General features: G+C 62.9%; 14 protein-coding genes and 1 pseudogene. 8 read left to right on the top strand and 7 right to left on the bottom strand.

Features of this window, described 5'->3' with window-relative positions:
- Positions 1-381 precede the first annotated feature (381 nt).
- Positions 382-1,707 carry a C4-dicarboxylate transporter DctA gene (locus AC1DFC_RS18710; RefSeq protein WP_413332951.1) on the top strand — a complete coding sequence of 442 codons (1,326 nt, stop codon included), beginning with the start codon at positions 382-384 and terminating at the stop codon, positions 1,705-1,707.
- 35 nt (positions 1,708-1,742) lie between these two features.
- A complete protein-coding gene (locus tag AC1DFC_RS18705) occupies positions 1,743-2,450 on the top strand; it encodes a GntR family transcriptional regulator (protein WP_413332949.1) in 708 nt (235 codons plus the stop codon).
- 723 nt (positions 2,451-3,173) lie between these two features.
- On the opposite strand, the gene AC1DFC_RS18700 is transcribed toward AC1DFC_RS18705, so the two are convergent.
- From AC1DFC_RS18700 to AC1DFC_RS18675, 6 genes and pseudogenes are all read right to left on the bottom strand, one after another.
- A complete protein-coding gene (locus AC1DFC_RS18700) occupies positions 3,174-3,731 on the bottom strand; it encodes a hypothetical protein (protein WP_413332948.1) in 558 nt (185 codons plus the stop codon).
- Between the two features lie 89 nt (positions 3,732-3,820).
- The gene (locus tag AC1DFC_RS18695; RefSeq protein WP_413332946.1) at positions 3,821-4,099 is read right to left on the bottom strand and encodes a DUF7710 domain-containing protein; all 279 of its coding nucleotides are present in this window, start codon (positions 4,097-4,099) and stop codon (positions 3,821-3,823) included.
- Positions 4,100-4,308: 209 nt separating this feature from the next.
- Positions 4,309-4,743, bottom strand: a pseudogene (locus tag AC1DFC_RS18690) (RHS repeat domain-containing protein); the annotation flags it as partial.
- Between the two features lie 57 nt (positions 4,744-4,800).
- Positions 4,801-5,013 (bottom strand): hypothetical protein, encoded by a 213-nt coding sequence (locus tag AC1DFC_RS18685; protein WP_413332945.1) that lies wholly within the window; start codon positions 5,011-5,013, stop codon positions 4,801-4,803.
- A gap of 158 nt (positions 5,014-5,171) precedes the next feature.
- Entirely contained in the window at positions 5,172-5,507 is a 336-nt protein-coding gene (locus AC1DFC_RS18680; protein ID WP_413332943.1) for a hypothetical protein, read from the bottom strand.
- Positions 5,504-10,348: an RHS repeat-associated core domain-containing protein gene (locus AC1DFC_RS18675; RefSeq protein ID WP_413332941.1), complete on the bottom strand. Its 4,845-nt coding sequence runs from the start codon at positions 10,346-10,348 to the stop codon at positions 5,504-5,506. The genes AC1DFC_RS18680 and AC1DFC_RS18675 overlap by 4 nt, the downstream gene beginning before the upstream one ends.
- A gap of 448 nt (positions 10,349-10,796) precedes the next feature.
- Between AC1DFC_RS18675 and AC1DFC_RS18670 the strand changes: the two genes are divergently transcribed.
- From AC1DFC_RS18670 to AC1DFC_RS18660, 3 genes are all read left to right on the top strand, one after another.
- A complete protein-coding gene (locus tag AC1DFC_RS18670) occupies positions 10,797-11,909 on the top strand; it encodes an AI-2E family transporter (RefSeq protein WP_413332939.1) in 1,113 nt (370 codons plus the stop codon).
- 166 nt (positions 11,910-12,075) lie between these two features.
- Positions 12,076-12,513: a DUF2141 domain-containing protein gene (locus AC1DFC_RS18665; RefSeq protein WP_413332938.1), complete on the top strand. Its 438-nt coding sequence runs from the start codon at positions 12,076-12,078 to the stop codon at positions 12,511-12,513.
- A gap of 13 nt (positions 12,514-12,526) precedes the next feature.
- A complete protein-coding gene (locus AC1DFC_RS18660) occupies positions 12,527-14,023 on the top strand; it encodes a carotenoid oxygenase family protein (protein WP_413332936.1) in 1,497 nt (498 codons plus the stop codon).
- A gap of 22 nt (positions 14,024-14,045) precedes the next feature.
- Here AC1DFC_RS18660 and AC1DFC_RS18655 read toward each other — a convergent pair whose 3' ends face one another.
- On the bottom strand, positions 14,046-14,951 hold the full coding sequence (locus tag AC1DFC_RS18655; RefSeq protein ID WP_413332934.1) for a LysR family transcriptional regulator: 906 nt from the start codon (positions 14,949-14,951) through the stop codon (positions 14,046-14,048).
- A gap of 215 nt (positions 14,952-15,166) precedes the next feature.
- On the opposite strand from AC1DFC_RS18655, the gene gcl reads away from it, so the two are divergent.
- The 3 genes from gcl to AC1DFC_RS18640 are packed head-to-tail and all read left to right on the top strand — an operon-like array spanning position 15,167 to position 18,695.
- Positions 15,167-16,957: a glyoxylate carboligase gene (gcl, locus tag AC1DFC_RS18650; RefSeq protein WP_413332932.1), complete on the top strand. Its 1,791-nt coding sequence runs from the start codon at positions 15,167-15,169 to the stop codon at positions 16,955-16,957.
- 20 nt (positions 16,958-16,977) lie between these two features.
- On the top strand, positions 16,978-17,763 hold the full coding sequence (hyi, locus tag AC1DFC_RS18645; protein WP_413332930.1) for a hydroxypyruvate isomerase: 786 nt from the start codon (positions 16,978-16,980) through the stop codon (positions 17,761-17,763).
- A 23-nt stretch (positions 17,764-17,786) separates the two neighbouring features.
- Positions 17,787-18,695, top strand: a complete 909-nt coding sequence (locus AC1DFC_RS18640; protein WP_478179771.1) for a 2-hydroxy-3-oxopropionate reductase — start codon at positions 17,787-17,789, stop codon at positions 18,693-18,695.
- Positions 18,696-18,784 lie beyond the last annotated feature (89 nt).

The raw sequence follows: 18,784 nt of genomic DNA, 5'->3' as shown, positions 1-18,784 counted from the left end.
GATTGAGGGGCCTCGTGGCCATTCAGTCCAGAGATTGCTGTAGCCCAGCACGATGCCAGACGGTGGCGCCCAAGGCGCAGATGCATCGCCCGCCGTATCGAACCACGCCACCATACCACCGCCAAACGGCCTCGGTGGCTACCTCACGATGCTGGGGTCGGGTGTGGCAAAGCCCCCGGTTAGATGCCTCCCGCGCCTGCAGTCCACCGCTTTCCCCCGTCCAGCACTTTGTTCCCCGGTCCACGACTTAATTCCCCGTGGGCAAAGGCTTGTGCCCGGGAATACCCTCTGTCCCCCCGAAGTCTTCTTGCCTACATTTCTTGTATGCAAGAAATGGCATTGCTTGCATGCAAATCTTGACAAAACAGACAGGAGACTTCCATGCCCCGCTTCGCCAAATCGCTTTTCGGTCAGGTGGTCATCGCGCTGGTGCTCGGCGTGCTCGCGGGGCTCCTGGCGCCCGAGTACGCCGTCAAGCTCAAGCCGCTCGGTGACGGTTTCATCAAGCTGATCAAGATGATCATCCCGGTGCTGGTGTTCTGCGTGGTGGTGCATGGCATCGCCGGCGCGGGAGACCTCAAGCGCGTGGGCCGGGTGGGCGTGAAGTCGCTCATCTACTTCGAGGTGCTAACCACCATCGCGCTGGCCATGGGCCTGGTGCTGGCCTTCGTGTTCCAGCCCGGCGCGGGCATGAACGTCGATCCCTCCAAGCTCGATGCGACCGCGATGAGCGCCTATGCGTCGAACGCCGACAAGCTCACGAGCGGCGGCACGGTCGACTTCCTGATGAAGCTCATTCCGACCACGGTGGTCAATGCCTTCGCCACGGGCGACGTGCTGCAGGTGCTGCTGTTCGCGGTGCTGTTCGGCTGCGCGCTCACGCTGCTGGGCGATCGCGGCAAGCCGGTGGCGGTGGTGGTCGATGCGCTTTCGCTGGTGCTGTTCAAGATCATGGGGATCATCATCAAGCTGGCGCCGCTGGGCGTGCTGGGCGCCATCGCGTTCACCGTGGGGCAGTACGGCATCGGCTCGCTCAAGCAGCTGGGCATGCTGGTCGCGCTCTTCTACGGCGCGGTGCTGATCTTCGTGTTCGTGGTGCTCGGGCTCGTGATGCGCATGTCGGGCTTCAGCCTGATCAAGCTGCTGCGCTACCTGCGCGAGGAACTCACCATCGTCTTCGCCACCACCTCGTCGGACAGCGTGCTGCCGCAGATCATGGCCAAGCTGCGCCGCATGGGCATCCGCGATTCGACCGTCGGCCTCGTGATCCCGACCGGCTACTCGTTCAACCTCGACGCTTTCTCGATCTACATCACGCTGGCGGCCGTGTTCATCGCGCAGGCCACCAACACGCCGATCTCGATGGCCGACCTGCTGACCATTTTGGCGATCGCGCTGGTCACCTCCAAGGGCGCGCACGGCGTGCCGGGTTCGGCCATCGTGGTGCTGGCGGCCACGCTGCACGCGATTCCTGCCATTCCCGCCATCGGTCTGGTGCTGGTGCTGTCGGTCGACTGGTTCATGGGCATCGCCCGCGCGCTGGGCAACCTGATCGGCAACTGCGTGGCGACCGTGGCCATCGCCGCCTGGGAAGGCGACATCGACCGCGAACGCGCCCATGCGGTGCTCAACGGCAGCTATTCGCCTGATGACGAGCCGCTGGCTGAAGCAGAGGCGGCGCCCGTGGTAAATACCGCGAGCCACTGAAAAAAGAGACAACGAGAAAGATCAGGACCACCGACATGCCCGCCCCCGACGTCAGCCCCACCGTCATCGCCGAACGCGTCGTCGAGGCCATCCTCGCGCAGAAGCTCGCGCCGGGCGAGCGGCTCGGCGAGCAGGCGCTGGCGGAGAACTTCTCGGTGAGCCGCACCATGGTGCGCGAGGCGCTGATGCAGCTGCAGGCGCGCGGTTTTGTCGAGGTGCAATCGCGCCGCGGCTGGTACGTGGTGGAGCCTTCGGCCGAAGAGGCACGCGACGCCTTCTCGGCGCGGCGCATCGTCGAAGCCGGCATCCTTGAGGCCAGCGAGGGCCGGCCGCTCGCGAAGGTGATCCGCAAGCTGCGCGACCACATCGCCGACGAACAGCGCGCCATTGAAGGCGCCGACGCCGCAACACGCGCCTTCCTGCTGGCCGATTTCCACGTCTGCCTCGCCGAGCAGATGGGGCACCAGCTGCTGGTCGACGTGCTGCGCGACCTTACGGCGCGCACCACCCTGGCGGCCACGCTCTACCAGTCGAAGCACGAGGCCGGGCAGTCCTGTGCGGAGCACGGGGCGATCGTCGCGGCGCTCGAGGCCGGGGATACGGCCGGGGCGCGGCGACTGATGCTGGAGCACATCGGCAATGTCGAGCGGGCGCTGGAGGTGGATGCGGCGGCGGAGCCGGATGCGACGAGCAGGCTGAAGGCTACGCTGGCGCCGGTGGCGTTGCCGCGGGCGCGGCGGTGAGTCGCGGGGGCTTGCGCCTCGCAATGCGGGTGCAGTTGATACCGCCGCTTGGCGTGCAGTGATCCGTGAGCCGCCAGGCAATGCGCATTCGATGATTCGTCGCTCCATGGGAGCAGCAATCAGATCCACGCTCGCCGAAGAGATTCGGTGGTGATGGCCTGGGCTTCCGCTAAACGCAATTGGACATCGGGTCTCTATTGCCTGACGCAGGCCCTATGTGCCCCGACGGTATCGACAAACTTCACATCCGAACCGAGTCTCGCGCCTGGGGGCTACTCGCATAAGTCGATGCCAGGCGGGTTGATGGTGGAGACTACCTACACATCAGAGCCGAAGTCGTACATCGGCGGCACCTGACCCGACAGGCTCTCGCACAGAACGCGGAGGTAAGCAGGCTTATCTTCGACATCGTCCAAAGATACTGACTTTGAGACCACGTAGTCCAGAACTGTTCGAATTGGCCGGACGACAAGATGAGCCCGATGGCTTCCAGCCCCCTCTGCTTGCTCACTGGACCAAACCGATCATAGTCTGCCTTCATTGCCTGGAAGAGTCCGGAACGACAGTTCTCTTCGTTTATATAAAACTCATCCAGATCGTCATCGCTCATCGTCAAAAAAAAGGCAAACCAATTCAGACATGTATTTGAGCGAGAATTTTCTTTTTCATCAGGGTCGAATTTCAGTAGGCAGCATCGCTGAAAATGAAATCTTCAGTCAAATTTCAACCCTGAAACGCCACTTTAAAAGAAATACCATCCTTCATAATTTGAAGATCGGAAATCGCACGCGCAGGGCCTTCATGACCCACGGGAACCACAAAAAATCCCAAGCCTGCAATATTCAACTCCATCTTATCAATCGCAGAAAATTGCTGAGATTCAACAAGCATTTCATACTCTAAAAATATATTCTTATATTTTTCAAATAGACTGCTTGGTGAAAATTTTCCTCTACATACCTCATTCTCCAGCGACTCGATCGACACCACCCCCAAGTTGGTGAAACTAGAATCCAAGAGATCAAAAATCATTTCTTTAAAAGACATGATATTTGACTCCAAGTGCGAAATAAGATGTTGAAGATTTTTTGCCATTAAACCCCTCGCCCCCATTCGGATGCACAATTCGCGCAGATTCTGGAATTTTTCTGTTGAACCGGAGATCACATTGAAATTGGAATTTTTATTTGATCTGAATTTCCAGGGACTTCGATGCCGGTAGATTGCTGCAACCGTGTTGCGTTGAAAAAGGATTCTCTTATCTGAGTTGGCGCCGTGCACGGGAAGCAGTTCTGGAGCAGCAAAGTTTCTGGTGGGTTAGCTTTTTTCACCTACCTCTAGCCGTGCACTCGTGCATTCGGCGCGAGAAATCAATCAAGTTTTCCATCTTCGAAATGCATGTGTTCTTGCGCTGCGCTCGAGAACTTTCCTATCAACTCTGGCGTTGAATCCCTATCCGATTTGATTTTGAAATTACCACTTTCAATCACCCAATCATAAACCGAAATACCTAGTGGATATTTGATTAAAACTCCAGTCAATTGATGGTTTTCTATCCAGCCCAAAGCATCTTCTTTGCTCGCGAATACTGCCGAAGGAAACTTTTCATTAGCTCCATTGAAAATCCAAACTTCCTTAATGTCAGTCATTCACATTCCTCAGGTAAATTTCCATATCGATGCCATCACTGGATTTTATCGACAGAAGACCTTAATTTAGGTTTGTTGTTTTGAATAGAATCCCGCTGCACAGCGGTCAACTCTTCGGATCGATTAATCGGCTTTCCATTTTGGCCGATCCGAATGTTCAAACCTCCCTCGCCTCTCAAATGAAAATGAGCAGGCGCATGATCACCGCTTCAAAAATAGTGCTCCAAACGTAGTACGCCATCTTGCGCAATGACTTTTTCAGGCAACTTCGGTTCAGTAGAACTTTTTTTGCTTTGACGTGATGTTTGGATTTTTTGATCATTTCGGGCTAGGCCGAGCGGATCCACCCATTGACAGGGGTTTGGCGCATATTGGTAAATATTATTCCCGCCATCAAGCCCGATCGGGTCTCGACTAAGGTATCTAGCGCTGAAGGGGTCGTAGTAACGGTAACGGTTGTAATGCAGCCCCGTCTCTTCATCCCAATACTGCCCCTGGAACCGAATCGGATTCCGAAACCCCGCTTCCCTCCCCGTCTCACTGATCGCCTGCCTAGCTTCCCCCCAAGCCCTGGAGCTCGCCGACCACGCCACGCGCCCCTCATGATCCGTCAGCTCCTGCGGCGTGCCCAGATGGTCACACTGGTAGAGGGCGACCTCTTCCTTGAAGAATAGCGCAGACGTTCGGCTTTGTTCTCCGTTTCATAGCAGGTCTTGCTCGATGCTGTAGCACCCGCCGTTATTGGCCATCAACGCCTTCACATCCGTGATCTCGCTCAATCTGACGGCTTGGCTGATGCTGCGGGGAAACTGATTTGTGCACTCGATCTTTGGTTTGTAATGCCGCCGACTTGTCCAGCCTTTGCCAATCCCAGCAGACGGCCCATTCATTCCAGCAAATTTGGCGCGTGCCATTTCTTATTGATCTTGCCAGCCATGAAATCGGAACGCTCCTGGCAAAGCGACTACTCACAGGCAGAAATACCAACACTGACTGCTGCACCTTTTTTCTTAACTCATCATTGGGCTCGAAATCCAATATCTCCGAGAATTCATAACATTTTCCGTTTGAATTAAATTTGCCTCCCACCTTTAATGCGAAACACCTCCTTCAAACTCACTTCGTCATTTACATCCCCGTCCTCGTAGCACTTTACGCCCCCTCCGCCCAACGCTTTTTGAAATAAATCATATAACCCCATTGATCTGAAGTTCACCTCCAACCATACGGACAAATTGCCTTCCAAAGTCAACTTGACGTCATATTGAGCCACAGACTGCAGCAATTGGTCTTTTAGATAAATTTCCCGTCCTTCAACTTTAATGCAAGCCTCACTGGACTTCAGCGAACCTATGACACACTGCATCAAATATGAATCATCAAACACCAACCTATATTCATAGCTCATGATCCATGCGGCCTTCCTCGAACAAATGGTAAGTCAATAGGATTGCGAATCCCAATATGTGTCTCCTTGGGATCCAGCGAAACAATTCCGCGATCATTTAATTGATTTCCGACAGAATCTTCCTTGTGGACATGCGCATTATTTCCAGATTTATACGGGCAAACGCATTTGTTTCCATATTTATGAATCCGAACTTCGGACCCATCCGCATGCGTCCAAGTTTCATTAACACCGTTGTCTTTCTTTTTGGAAAAGCCCGAACTATTCAGCGTCGACCCAACATTCGGCACGCTTAACCCCTTCATCCGAGGCAAATCAGATGCAGCCGAAAGTCCCAATGGGTCAACCCATTCAATCGCGTTGCTTGCGTACTCGAATACATTGATGCCGCCAGCTAGCCCGATCGGATCCTTTGATGCGAAGCGCCCCGTCTGCGGGTCGTAGTACCGATACCGGTTGTAGTGCAGTCCCGTCTCTTCATCCCAATACTGACCTTGGAAGCGAATCGGATTCCTGAAGCCAGCCTTTCGTCCCACCTCACTGATCGCCTGCTTCGCCTCTCCCCAAGCCTTGTAGCTCGCAGACCACGCCACACGCCCCGCATGATCCGTCAGCTCTTGCGGCGTGCCCAGATGGTCGCACTGGTAGAAGGCGACCTCTTCCCTGGCGAACGGCGCAGGCGTTCGACTTTGTTCACCGTTCCATAGCGGATCAAGTTCGATGTCGTAGCGACCGCCGTTGTCGGCCATCAGTGCCTTCACATCTGTCGTCCGGCTCAACACGACTGCCTGTGCCTGCCGGATCTGTACCAGCGGCACGAACGACCCGGGTTCATGGATGTAGTGAACGCTGTCACCACGCCAAGCGTGCTCCCGCCAACCCTCTGTGCTTTGCGTGCTCTCGAACGCCAGCGTGTCCCCGTCCCAGCCGAACAAGGTGCAGGCGTGCCTCGTGCGCTTGGCGATGCGCCGGCCAAGCGGGTCGTAGCTAAAGGTCGTGGTTTCGCCGAAGGTCTCGGCGCTGCGCATTCGGTTGTGGCCGTCCCAGGTGAACACCGTCTTTTCGCCGTTACGGCTGCGCTCGATGAGGTTGCCGCGCTCGTCCCACTTGTAGCGGGTGCCGGCGTAGTCCTTCAGGAGGTTGTCCATCAGCTTGCCGACCGAGCCGCGACCGTCAGCGCCCGCGCGAACGGCGACGCGATTGGTGATGCGGCCTGCCGGCTCCGCTGTGCCTTCCGCTTCTGAAGAAGGGTTGCCGATGTTCCCTGCCGGATCGAACGCGAACGTCTCCCGTCCCAAGCGGCCGTTGGCTTCGAGCAGTCGCCCTACCGGGTCATAGCGGTAGCTGAGGTTGCCACGCCGGCTGTCGCCGATGGCGATCAACTGGCCAGCCTTGTCGTATTGGTAGCTGCGGCGAATGCCGGTGGCTCCGAGGGCGCCGCGCCCGGTCTGGGATATCTGCTGCTCCAGCAATCGGCCGGCCGGATCGTAGTGCTGCTCCTGTGTGAGTCCGTTGCCCTGCTCGCGCGCAATCTCGCGGTGCAGGTCGTCGCGCTCGAAGCCCAGGATGTCCTGCCCGTCGACAACCAATCCGTGCACGTGGCCAGAGCCATAGGTGAGCCATCGAGTGACGTGACCGTCTGGGCGGATGGTCGCGATGCGCTGGTTGAGTTCGTCGTAGCCGTGCTGCCAGACCGCGGTGCGAGCGCCCTCCAGGTAGTGCTGATGCTCGCGTGTCAGGTTGCCCGCGGGGTCGTAGAACCATTGCAGCTTGGCGTCGCTGTTGCCGGCCTCGACCAATCGGCCGTTTCGATCGTAGGCAAAGCTCTCGGCAACGCCGCCGGCGCTGCGCTCGGTCAGGCGGCCGATAGGGTCGAATTGCAGCAGCGTGTTGTGTTCGCCCTCGACCACTTCCGACAGCACGCCCGTGGATTCGTCATAGCGGTACCGTGTGGTCTTGCGGTCGAAGCCGGTTTCTTCCAGCAACCGGCCCACGGGGTCGTAGCGGAAGTCGTAACTGCTGCCGTTCTCGTTATGCAGTTCGCTCAAGCGTCCCAGCAGGTCCCAGCGGTATTTGAGCGTGTGCCCGGCCGCATCGGTGCGCCTGGACACGAGACCGGAGCGCGTGTAGTCATAGCTCGTCCTGCGCCCCAGCGCATCGGTGTGCGCAAGCAGGCGTCCCTCGGCGTCGTGCACGAAATGCTCGCTGCTGTTGTCTGGCAGGGTGATTTCCTCGAGTTGGCCCGGACGGTTGGCGTTCGCTGCGGCGGTGGCCTTCCCCGGTTCGTCCGCCGTCGTGTAGCGATACCGCGTGCTCTGGCCCATGGCATCGGTCGCCTTGACCAGGCGTCCCTGCTCGTCGTATTCCCACCGCGTGGTCTTGCCCGAGCAATCGGTGTGGCTGGCAAGTTGACCAGCGTGCGTGTAAGTCAGCAACTTGATGCCGCCCTTCGCATCGGTGATGCGCACGGGCCGGCCGGCCTTGTCGTAGGCGTATTCGGTCTTGTGCCCCAGGGGGTCGATCTCTTCGACGAGGTTGCCGTCGGCGTCGTAGTCGCGCTTCCAGACACCGCCCTCGGCGTCGCGCAGGCCCGTCATGCGTCCGCGCTTGTCGTGCGCGAAGTGCACCTGAGTGCCATCGGCCCGCGTGTGGGTCCGCAGGTTGCCGTCGGCGTCGTAGCTGAAGTCGTCCGTGCCGCCGTCGGTGTGGACATGGCGGGTGATGTTCTTTGCTTCATCGCGAAAGAACCACTCCTGGCGCTTGTCGGGATGGATGATCCGGTAGGTGTAGCCGAGGATGTCGTAGTAGTACCAGGTCTCGCCGCCGAGCGCGTCGGTCGCATAGGTCAACCGGATGTTCCTGTCCCACTCCAGCCTGAGGGCAAAGCTTCCGTCGTCGCTCCACTCACGCAAGGCCTTGGCATCGACACCGGTGCCGTCGTATTCAAGGTTCATGCTGCGGCCCGTGCGGTCGGTGTATCGGGTCACGAGGTGGTGGCTGTACCTGTAGTTCCAGCTCTCGCCGTTCTCGTCCTGGGCCGAGACCAGGTCGCCTTCGGCATCGTGGACATAGGCGGCGAGCTGGCGGACGACCTGTCCGCCCTTGATCTCCCACAGGCTGGTGATCAATCCGCTTTGCGCATCGGGGCGGGTGCCCACATGGGCAATCGTGAGATCGCCTTGCTTGCTGATGATGTCGCTCAAGACCTGTTCGCCCGTCGTTGCGATCACATGGTCGTAACGCAGGCCGATGCTGGCGTCCTTGCCGGCATGCAACGCAACGAGACGAAAGTGCTGCCTGCCCTGCGTAGAGACCTTGCGAGCCGCGGTATCCACGAGCTCGTAGACCTCTCGCCAGTCGCTGGCCTCGCCGGCCGACACGGCCTTGCCGAAATCCACGGTCAACAGCGTCTCGCTCAGCCGTGTGAGCGTCGCTTCTTCGATGGCATCGCGGTAGCTCTGGCCCACGGCCAGCGGCGGGTAGGCATGGCTGCGGCCGTCCGCGCCGTGATAGATCAGGCTGAGCTGGCCGGTCCGCGGCCCCTGGGCCGGCGTGGCGATGTCCACGCGAGTGCTGTAGGGCGTGAGCCATCTCGCACCGAGGCTGCCCTGATCGAACGCGCCAAGATTGCTGCGGTAGGTGCGCGCCCAGGTGATGGGCAATGGTGCGACCAGCGTGAAATCGATGTGAGTGAAGCTTTCGCAGCCGGTGGCAAGACTGATGGCGAACTTGCTTGTCGAGGGGACCGGTGCGCCGGAAATCGGACAGTTCTTGCATCCGGGGTCGCCGTTGACCGGAGCCTGCACACGGAGGTGCTCGACCCGCGTGTCTGGCCTGCTTTTTGTTGCTTCGGCACCGGCACCTGGCGACACGATTGCCGCGCGCGGGCTCTTCTTCCGCGTCATGGCCGACAGCAGCTTGCGCAGCAGCCACATGATGCTGCCCTCCAGTTCCTGGTTGGCGAGATCCGTCAGTTGCTTGCGGAAATCCGCCTTCAAGGTGCTCAGACTCGCGATCACCTCGTTGACCTTTGCCTTTACGCTTTCAGGCAGGTAGCCGGCTGCCTTCCTGGCGGCGTAGTTGGCGGCCCGTTTGGCAGTGCCCTCGGAGTACTTCAGCGCCCGGCGCCACATGCCGCTCCATGTGCTTTGGGTCTTGGGGTCGTAGTCGTTGGCCTCCGCGGCACCCGGCCTGGCGACGGTGAAGAGGTCCTGCCCGCCGAGCGCGCGCTGCAGGATGCCGATCAGGTTGTCCAGGATGCTGTCGGAGAGCTTTGCGCAGTCCTCCAGAATGCCCGAGAGCCTGGCGATGGCCCCGTCGATGAAGGTCTCCAGCTCACCGACGATGGACGCATTCAGGTGTCCCACGAGCGTGGTGACGATGGTCTCGCCAAGATTCCTGGCCCCATGCATGAGTTCCTGCTTCACCAGGTGCAGCGTGGGCCGCAGGCTCATGCGCGCTGCGGCCATGGTGGGTGGTGCAGGAATCAGGCCGATGAGATTGATGCCCAGGCTGGCCCAGTTCAGGAACCTGGTGACGGCATCGGTCGACTTCTTCTCGAGGATGGTGACGATGTCGAGAAACACATCCACCAGCGCCATGATGTTGCCCACGATGGGGATGCTGCCCAGCACCGTGGTCAGCCGATCGAGCGTGACGTAGCCGCCGGTGAAGGACCGTAGCCATTCGTCCACCACCTTGCTCGCGGCGGCGATATCTTCCTTGGCGATGGTGTTCAGCGGGGCGACGGCCGTCTGAGGCTCGCGCTCGGCAATCGATGTCGGTGCGGGCTGGCCTTGATGTGTGCCCGATGGTGGCCGCTGCGGCGTGCCTGGTCCCATTGTCCAGTCTCCCTGACTGCGTCTGTTTATGTCGTGAAAATCAATTGGGAAAGAAAAGAGGCTCGGCCGCGCCTGCGCGGAACCGGCTGTGCAATCGGGCTGCCGGCTTGCGGAGTTACGGCGCCTCTGCCGACGGGATCGGAGTCCGGACGTGCAGGACCATTGCCGAATCAATGCATGCAGACGCGACAAAGATCCAGGGGCAATTCGTTCTGCACGAATAGCAATTGCAAATTGAGCTCACGCTCACCTCCCTCTCTTATTCCTTGCAGGCAATCCTAGAACTCAAGCCGACGCGAATGCGGCCATCTGAAATAAACGAGCGAGCTTTGGTGCGATTTATCTCGATATTCCCAACGCAAGAAAGCAGATCCTCGATGGATCGAGCGAGCCGCAGCTGGCGGACGGCTTCTGCCGCCGCTGCGCTCGGCTACAGTCCGAGACACCTATGAACTCACCCCAACTCCAGCGCGGCGTGTTCCTCGCCCTGCTCGCCGCCGTGACCGTCGCCTTCCTCTGGGTGCTGATGCCGTTCTTCGGCGCGGTGCTGTGGGGCGTGGCGCTGGCGATCCTGTTCACGCCGCTCTACAAATGGCTGCTGAAGAAGATGCGCGGCAAACCCAATTTCGCGGCGCTGTCGACGCTGGCCATCTGCCTGTTCATCGTGATCCTGCCGCTGGCCATGGTGGGCGTTTCGCTGGTGCAGGAGATCGCGCTGGTCACGCAAAGCATCCGTTCCGGGCAGCTCAACTTCGCGGCCTACTTCCAGCAGATCCTGGACGCCTCGCCGCAGTGGCTGCTGAACCTGGTCGAACGCTTCAACCTCGGCGACATGGCGGCCTGGCAGGCGCGCATCTCGGCCGCCGCCGGGCAGGCCAGCCAGGTCATCGCGAGCCAGGCGCTCGCCATCGGCCAGAACACCTTCGACTTCATCGTCAGCTTCTTCGTGATGCTGTACCTGCTGTACTTCCTGGTGCGCGACGGCACAACGCTGTCGAAGACGATGCGCGACGCGGTGCCGCTGGCCAAGCCGCACACGCACTACCTGCTCAACAAGTTCACCACCGTGATCCGCGCCACCGTGAAGGGCAACGTGGCGGTGGCCGTCGCGCAGGGCGCGCTCGGCGGGCTGGCGTTCTGGTTCCTCGGCGTGCAGGGTGCACTGCTGTGGGCGGTGCTGATGGCCTTCCTGTCGCTGCTGCCCGCCGTGGGCGCGGCGCTGATCTGGGGGCCGGTGGCCATCTACTTCCTGGCCACGGGCCATTTCTGGCAGGGCGGCGTGCTGATCTTCGTGGGCGTGTTCGTAATCGGCCTGGTCGACAATATCCTGCGCCCCGTGCTGGTGGGCAAGGACACGCAGATGCCCGACTACATCGTGCTGATGTCGACCATCGGCGGCATGGCGATCTTCGGCATCAACGGCTTCGTGATCGGGCCGGTGATCGCGGCGCTGTTCATGGCGGCGTGGAGCCTGTTCGCCGATTCGGGGCACGTGGGCAACGGCCACGAGGCGGCCGAAGGCGCGGAAGGCGCCGAAAACAGCGGCAAGAAGAAGGGCTGAGGCAGGCGCGGGCACCCGCCCGCTCCTCCGTTCGGCCCCGTTCCGCTCCCGTTTCATCCTCACCGCGCGCATTTCGCGCGCGCAATCCTGCGTTTCGTCACATGGCGCTGGGCACCGTGCCCGGCCTGCGAGATCGTCGGACCTCCAACTTCCAACGAGGCCCGCCATGCAACTTCCCGCATTCATGTCCCGCCCGGCCGTGCACTCCCTGTGCGCCGTCGCGATCCTCCTGCCCGCCGCCGCCGTCGCCGCCGACCTGAGCCTGAGCGTCGCCGACGGCCCCACTGCCAACGCCACGCTCTACGTCGCGCTGTACAGCGACGCCGCCAGCTACGCCGACAGCAAGGCCGTGGCTTCGCAGACCGCGCCGATGCAGGACGGCAAGGCCCGCCTCGTGTTCGCGGGGCTGGCGCCCGGACGCTACGCGCTGCGCGCATTCGCCGACGAGAACGGCAACGGCAAGCTCGACACCAACCTCATGGGCATGCCGATCGAGCGCTACGGCTTCTCGAACGACGCCAAGGGCAACCGCGCCGCGCCCGACTTCGAGGCCGCCGCGATCGCTGTCGACGCGGACCTGCAGGCCGTCATCCACCTGCGCTGAGGAGCAGGACGCCATGGAACGACGCGAACTCCTGCGCCTGCTGGTTTCGGCCGGTGCCCTGCCCCTGCTGGCACCGCTGGCGCGCGCAGCCGGCACGGACGATTGGCAGACTCAGTTCGAAGCTGCCGGCGCCCCCTGGAAGACAGGCTTCGCCACGCCTGCCGACGACTTCCCGCTCACCCGCGCCACGGTGCGCGGACGCTTCCCCGATGCCGTGGCGGGCACGCTGTTCCGTATCGGCCCGGCCGGCCACGACCTGGGCGGCGAGCGCTACCACCACTGGTTCGACGGCGACGGCATGGTGCACCGCTTCGTGATCGAGGGTGCCGACGTGCGGCACCAGGGCCGCTATGTCGCCACGCCCAAGCGCGTGGCCGAAGTGAAGGCCGGCCGCCGCCTGTTCGAGGCCTTCGGCACCATGCCGCCGGGCGTGGAGCCGCCGACCTCTGCCGACAGCATCAACGTCGCCAACACCAGCGTGCTGCCGATGCGCGGCGAGGTGCTGGCGCTATGGGAAGGCGGTTCGGCCACGCGCATCGACGCGCTCACGCTCGACACGCTGGGCGTGAAGACCTGGCGCGCCGACCTCGCGGGCATGCCGTTCTCGGCCCACCCCAAGGTCGATCCGGACGGCACGGTGTGGAATTTCGGCGTGAGTTCGGGCCAGGGCCTGCTGGCGCTGTACGAGATCGCACCCGAAGGCGCGCTGCGGCGCGCGGCCGTGGTGCCGGTGGCCGACATGCCGATGGTCCACGACTTCGCCGTCACCGAGCGGCACCTGGTGTTCCTGCTGCCGCCGCTGGTCTACGACAGCAAACGCAAGGCCGCCGGCGCGAGCTTTCTCGACGCCCACGTCTGGCGGCCGGAGCTCGGCATGCGCGCGCTGGTCATCGACAAGCGGAACTGGGAGCGCCGCCAGGTGCTCGCGCTGCCGGCCGGCTTCCTGTTCCACGTCGGCAACGCCTGGGAGGAAGACACGCCGCGCGGCACGCATATCCACATCGACTACGTGCGCTCGGACAATGCCGGCTCGGTGTTCGTCACCAGCCGCGAACTGATGCGCGCTCGCCGCGTGAAGACCACCGAGCCGCACCTGACCGTGGCCACGCTGAACCTGTCCACGGAGCGCGCCACGCAGGAGACGCTGGCGCAGGAAGCCGAGTTCCCGCGCATCGACCCGCGCCGCGTCGGCCTGCGCCATCGCCAGGTGGTGCACGCCACGCAGATCCGGCGCGACCTGCCCGGCTTCGGCTCGATCGCGCGCACCGACGTCGAGACCGGCCGCAGCCAGCGCTACAGCTACGGCGCGCAGGCCATGGTGGAAGAACACGTCTTCGTACCCGACGGCTCGAAGCCGGGTTGGGTGCTGGGCACAGTGCTCGACTTCGGCAGGCAGAAGACGGTGCTGTCGTGCTTCGCGGCCGACAACCTCGCGGCGGGACCGGTGGCGCAGGCCACGCTGCCCTACGCCCTGCCGCTGGGCCTGCACGGTGCCTTCGTGGCGACGTGAAGCGTGCCGGTGGGCCTGGTGCTCAGGCCGCCGCCCACCAGCCTTCGTCGAAGCGCCCCTGCAGGAAGGCCACGAAGCCCGACACCTTGCCCGGCACCAGCTTGGGCGACGGGAAGACGGCGTGTATCTCCTGCTCGGGCAGCGCATGGTCGCCGAGCACCTCGCGCACCTTGCCGGCGGCCAGCGAGTCGCTGGCCACGTAGCGCGGCATCAGCGCGATGCCCAGGCCGTCGCGCGCCGCCGCCAGCACGGCCGAGAGGTTGTTCGAGCGGAAGCGGCCCGATACCGGCACCGTGACCGGCTCGCCCCTGGGCGTGTGCATGCGCCAGAACTCGTCGCCCACCACGCTGCTGTAGATGAGAGCCACGTGCGCGCTGAGGTCCTGCGCGCGCTTCGGCGTGCCGTGCTTCTTCAGGTAGGCGGGCGAGGCGACCATCACCCACGGATTGGCGCCCAGGTAGCGTGCGCCCAATGACGAGTCGGCCAGCTTGCCCATGCGGATGGCCACGTCGATGCCCTGCGCGATGAGGTCGACGTAGCGGTCCTCGAAGCTCAGGTCGAGCTGCACCTGCGGATGCCGGCGCATGTACTCGAGCGCCAGCGGCACCACCACGCGCCGCCCGAACGCCACCGAGGTGCCCACGCGCAGCAGCCCCTGCGCCTGGTTCTGCCGCAGCTGCACGATGCTGTCGGCCTCCTCGGCCTCGCGCACGATGGTCTTGCACTTCTCGTAGTAGAGCGCGCCCGGCTCGGTGAGGCTCACGCCGCGCGTGTTGCGGTTGAGCAGGCGCACCTTCAGCCGCTCCTCGGTGGCCGCGATCTGCTTGGTCACCGTGGGCTGCGTGGTGTTGAACTCGCGCGCGGCCTTCGAGAAGCTGCCCGTCTCGACAACGCGCACGAACATTTCCATTGCAAGCAATCTGTCCATGGGCCGGATGGTAGTCACTTATTCCAGCCTGGAATAGGTTTTATGGTCCGCAGCCGTCTTCTTGGAAACAGCCCCGCTTCCTACAGTCAGCCTACCGATCCGAGAACACCGAGGAACCGGCTCCGCCGGGCCTCCGGTGTTGCCCCCAGCAAGGGGGTTGGCGAAGCGACACGAAGTGCGCGAAGCCTGGGGGTTTATTCATTCTGGAGACTCAAATGGCAAAGATGACAGCGGTGCAAGCCGCGGTTCTGGTGATGGAGAAGGAAGGCGTGACGCAGGCCTTCGGCGTGCCGGGCGCGGCGATCAACCCGATGTATTCGGCCCTGCGCCAGCGCGGCAGCATCGCGCACATCCTCGCGCGGCACGTGGAAGGCGCCTCGCACATGGCCGAGGGCTACACCCGTGCGGTGGCCGGCAACATCGGCGTGTGCATCGGCACCTCGGGCCCGGCGGGCACGGACATGATCACGGGCCTGTACTCGGCCTGGGCCGATTCGATTCCCATCCTCTGCATCACCGGCCAGGCGCCGCGCGCACGGCTCTACAAGGAAGACTTCCAGGCGGTCGACATCGAGTCGATCTCCAAGCCCGTCACCAAGTGGTCGGTCACGGTGCGCGAGCCCGGCCAGGTGCCGCAGGTGTTCCAGCAGGCCTTCCACCTGATGCGCTCGGGCCGCCCGGGCCCGGTGCTGATCGACCTGCCCTTCGACGTGCAGATGGCGCAGATCGAGTTCGATATCGACAGCTACGAACCGCTCAAGCCCTACAAGCCGGCCGCCACGCGTGCCCAGATCGAGAAGGCCATCGGCATGCTCAACGCGGCCGAGCGCCCGCTGATCGTGGCCGGCGGCGGCGTCATCAACGCCGATGCGGCCGACCTGCTGGTGCGCTTTGCCGAAGCCACCGGCGTGCCGGTGATTCCCACGCTGATGGCCTGGGGGGCAATTCCCGACGACCATCCACTGATGGCCGGCATGTGCGGCCTGCAGACCAGCCACCGCTACGGCAACGCGACGATGCTCGCGAGCGACTTCGTGCTCGGCATCGGCAACCGCTGGGCCAACCGCCACACCGGGTCGGTCGATGTCTACACCAAGGGGCGCAAGTTCGTGCACGTGGACATCGAGCCCACGCAGATCGGCCGCGTGTTCACGCCCGACTTCGGCATCGTCTCCGACGCCAAGGCCGCGCTGCAGCTCTTTGTCGAAGTGGCCGAGGAAATGAAGGCCGCCGACCGCCTGCCCGACCGCCGCGACTGGGCCAGGCAATGCATCGAGCGCAAGAAGACCATGCTGCGCAAGACCAACTTCGACGAAGTGCCGATGAAGCCGCAGCGCGTGTACCAGTGCATGAACAACAACTTCAGCAACGACACCTGCTACGTGAGCACCATCGGGCTCTCGCAGATCGCCGCCGCGCAGTTCCTGCACGTGTACAACCCGCGCCACTGGATCAACTGCGGCCAGGCCGGCCCGCTGGGCTGGACCATTCCGGCCGCGCTGGGCGTGCGCGCCGCCGACCCGGCGCGCAAGATCGTCGCGCTCTCGGGCGACTACGACTTCCAGTTCATGATCGAAGAGCTGGCCGTGGGTGCGCAGTTCAAGCTGCCGTACATCCACATCGTGGTCAACAACTCCTACCTCGGCCTGATCCGCCAGGCGCAGCGCGGCTTCGAGATGGACTACTGCGTGCAGCTCGCGTTCGACAACATCAACGCCGGCCCTGACGCCGGCATCGAGAGCACCTACGGCGTGGACCACCTGAAGGTGGTCGAAGGCCTGGGCTGCAAGGCGATCCGCGTGAACCGGCAGGAAGAGATCGCACCGGCCATCCGCCGCGCCGAAGCGCTGATGGCGGAGTTCAGCGTGCCGGTGGTGATCGAGGTGATGCTGGAGCGCGTGACCAACATCGCGATGGGCACCGAGATCGACAACATCACCGAGTTCGAGCCGCTGGCCGAGACGCTGGCCGATGCGCCGACCGCCGTCGCGGCCCTGCTCGACTGAAAAGAAGGAAGAGAAAAGACATGCCCAAGTTCGCAGCCAACCTCACGATGCTCTTCACCGAGCTGCCTTTCATGCAACGCTTCGAGGCCGCCGCCAAGGCGGGTTTCGAAGGCGTGGAGTACCTCTTCCCCTACCCCTTCGAGAAGAAGGAACTCGCTGCCGCCCTGCGCGACAACGGCCTGCAGCAGGTGCTGCACAACCTGCCGGCCGGCGACTGGGACAAGGGCGAGCGCGGCATCGCCTGCCACCCCGACCGCACCGGCGAGTTCGCCGAGGGCATCGCCATGGCGATCGACTACGCGACCGCGCTCGGCTGCCCGCAGGTCAACTGCCTCGTCGGCAAGGTGCCCGCGGGCGTGACCACCGAGGCCGCGCACAAGACGGTGGTCGCGAACCTGCGCCTCGCCGCACGCGAACTCGAAGCGGCCAGCCTGCGCCTGCTGATCGAGCCCATCAACACCTTCGATATTCCGGGCTTCTTCCTCACGCGCACCGACCAGGCGCTGGCGCTGATCGACGAAGTCGGTTCGTCCAACCTGCGCGTGCAGTACGACATCTACCACGCGCAGCGCATGGAAGGCGAACTGGGCAACACGCTCACGAAGAATTTGCCGCGCATCGGCCATATCCAGCTGGCCGACAACCCGGGCCGCGGCGAGCCGGGCACGGGCGAGATCAACTACCCGTGGCTCTTCCGGCACATCGATTCGCTCGGCTACGACGGCTGGATCGGGTGCGAATACAAGCCCCGCGCCACTACCGTCGAAGGCCTCGGATGGCGCCAGGCACTCACCCAACAGCAATAAGCATCGGACAAGGAAACAGAGACATGACAACCCAGCAAAAAATCGGATTCATCGGCCTCGGCATCATGGGCGCGCCCATGGCGGGGCACCTGCTCGACGCGGGCCACCAGCTCTTCGTGAACACGCATGGCAACACGCCCGAGCCCTTCATCTCGAAGGCCACGATCTGCGCCTCGGCCGCCGAGGTGGCGCGCCAGGCCGACGTCATCTTCATCATGGTGCCCGACACGCCCGACGTGGAGAAAGTGCTGTTCGGCGAGCCGGGAACACACGGCGTGGCCGAAGGCCTGAAGGATTCGCGCGGCAAGATCGTGGTGGACTGCAGCTCCATCGACCCGATCGCCACCAAGGACTTCGCTAGGCGCATCGTCGCGCTCGGCGCCGGCTACATCGACGCGCCGGTCTCGGGCGGCGAAGTGGGCGCCAAGGCCGCGAGCCTCACGATCATGTGCGGCGGCGACGAAGGCACCTTCGAGCGCGTGAAGCCGCTGCTCGACAGGATGGGCAAGAACGTGACGCTGGTGGGCGGCGCGGGCGACGGCCAGGTCTGCAAGGTGGCCAACCAGATCATCGTGGCGCTGAACATCGCGGCCGTGGGCGAGGCGCTGGTGTTCGCCTCCAAGGCCGGCGCCGATCCGGCCAAGGTTCGCCAGGCGCTGATGGGCGGCTTCGCCAGCTCGCGCATCCTCGAAGTGCACGGCGAGCGGATGATCAAGCGCACCTTCGCCCCGGGCTTTCGCATCGCGCTGCACCAGAAGGACCTGAACCTCGCGATGCAGAGCGCGCGCTCGCTGGGCGTGGCGCTGCCGCAGACGGCCGGCGCGGCGCAGCTCATGAACGCCTGCGCTGCACTGGGCTACGGCCAGCTCGACCACTCGGCGCTGGTGCGCGCGCTGGAGGCGCTGGCGCAGCACACGGTGACCCCGGACTGACCAGGCTCTCCCCCAGGCTTCGCGCACTTCGTGTCGCTTCGCCAACCCCCTCGCCGGGGGCAACACCTGCGGCCCGGCAAAGCCGGTTC

Source organism: Variovorax sp. 10L421, assembly GCF_056395365.1.
The sequence above is the reverse complement of the archived record's forward strand: the minus strand, read 5'-3'. Positions and strand labels throughout refer to the sequence as shown.

What these genes read in the sequence shown, in the direction of transcription:
- AC1DFC_RS18710 (WP_413332951.1), top strand. Translation starts at nt 382, where the DNA reads ATGCCCCGCTTCGCCAAATCGCTTTTCGGTCAGGTGGTCATCGCGCTG.
- AC1DFC_RS18705 (WP_413332949.1), top strand. Translation starts at nt 1,743, where the DNA reads ATGCCCGCCCCCGACGTCAGCCCCACCGTCATCGCCGAACGCGTCGTC.
- AC1DFC_RS18695 (WP_413332946.1), bottom strand. Translation starts at nt 4,099, where the DNA reads ATGACTGACATTAAGGAAGTTTGGATTTTCAATGGAGCTAATGAAAAG.
- AC1DFC_RS18685 (WP_413332945.1), bottom strand. Translation starts at nt 5,013, where the DNA reads ATGGCACGCGCCAAATTTGCTGGAATGAATGGGCCGTCTGCTGGGATT.
- AC1DFC_RS18680 (WP_413332943.1), bottom strand. Translation starts at nt 5,507, where the DNA reads ATGAGCTATGAATATAGGTTGGTGTTTGATGATTCATATTTGATGCAG.
- AC1DFC_RS18675 (WP_413332941.1), bottom strand. Translation starts at nt 10,348, where the DNA reads ATGGGACCAGGCACGCCGCAGCGGCCACCATCGGGCACACATCAAGGC.
- AC1DFC_RS18670 (WP_413332939.1), top strand. Translation starts at nt 10,797, where the DNA reads ATGAACTCACCCCAACTCCAGCGCGGCGTGTTCCTCGCCCTGCTCGCC.
- AC1DFC_RS18665 (WP_413332938.1), top strand. Translation starts at nt 12,076, where the DNA reads ATGCAACTTCCCGCATTCATGTCCCGCCCGGCCGTGCACTCCCTGTGC.
- AC1DFC_RS18660 (WP_413332936.1), top strand. Translation starts at nt 12,527, where the DNA reads ATGGAACGACGCGAACTCCTGCGCCTGCTGGTTTCGGCCGGTGCCCTG.
- AC1DFC_RS18655 (WP_413332934.1), bottom strand. Translation starts at nt 14,951, where the DNA reads ATGGACAGATTGCTTGCAATGGAAATGTTCGTGCGCGTTGTCGAGACG.
- gcl (WP_413332932.1), top strand. Translation starts at nt 15,167, where the DNA reads ATGGCAAAGATGACAGCGGTGCAAGCCGCGGTTCTGGTGATGGAGAAG.
- hyi (WP_413332930.1), top strand. Translation starts at nt 16,978, where the DNA reads ATGCCCAAGTTCGCAGCCAACCTCACGATGCTCTTCACCGAGCTGCCT.
- AC1DFC_RS18640 (WP_478179771.1), top strand. Translation starts at nt 17,787, where the DNA reads ATGACAACCCAGCAAAAAATCGGATTCATCGGCCTCGGCATCATGGGC.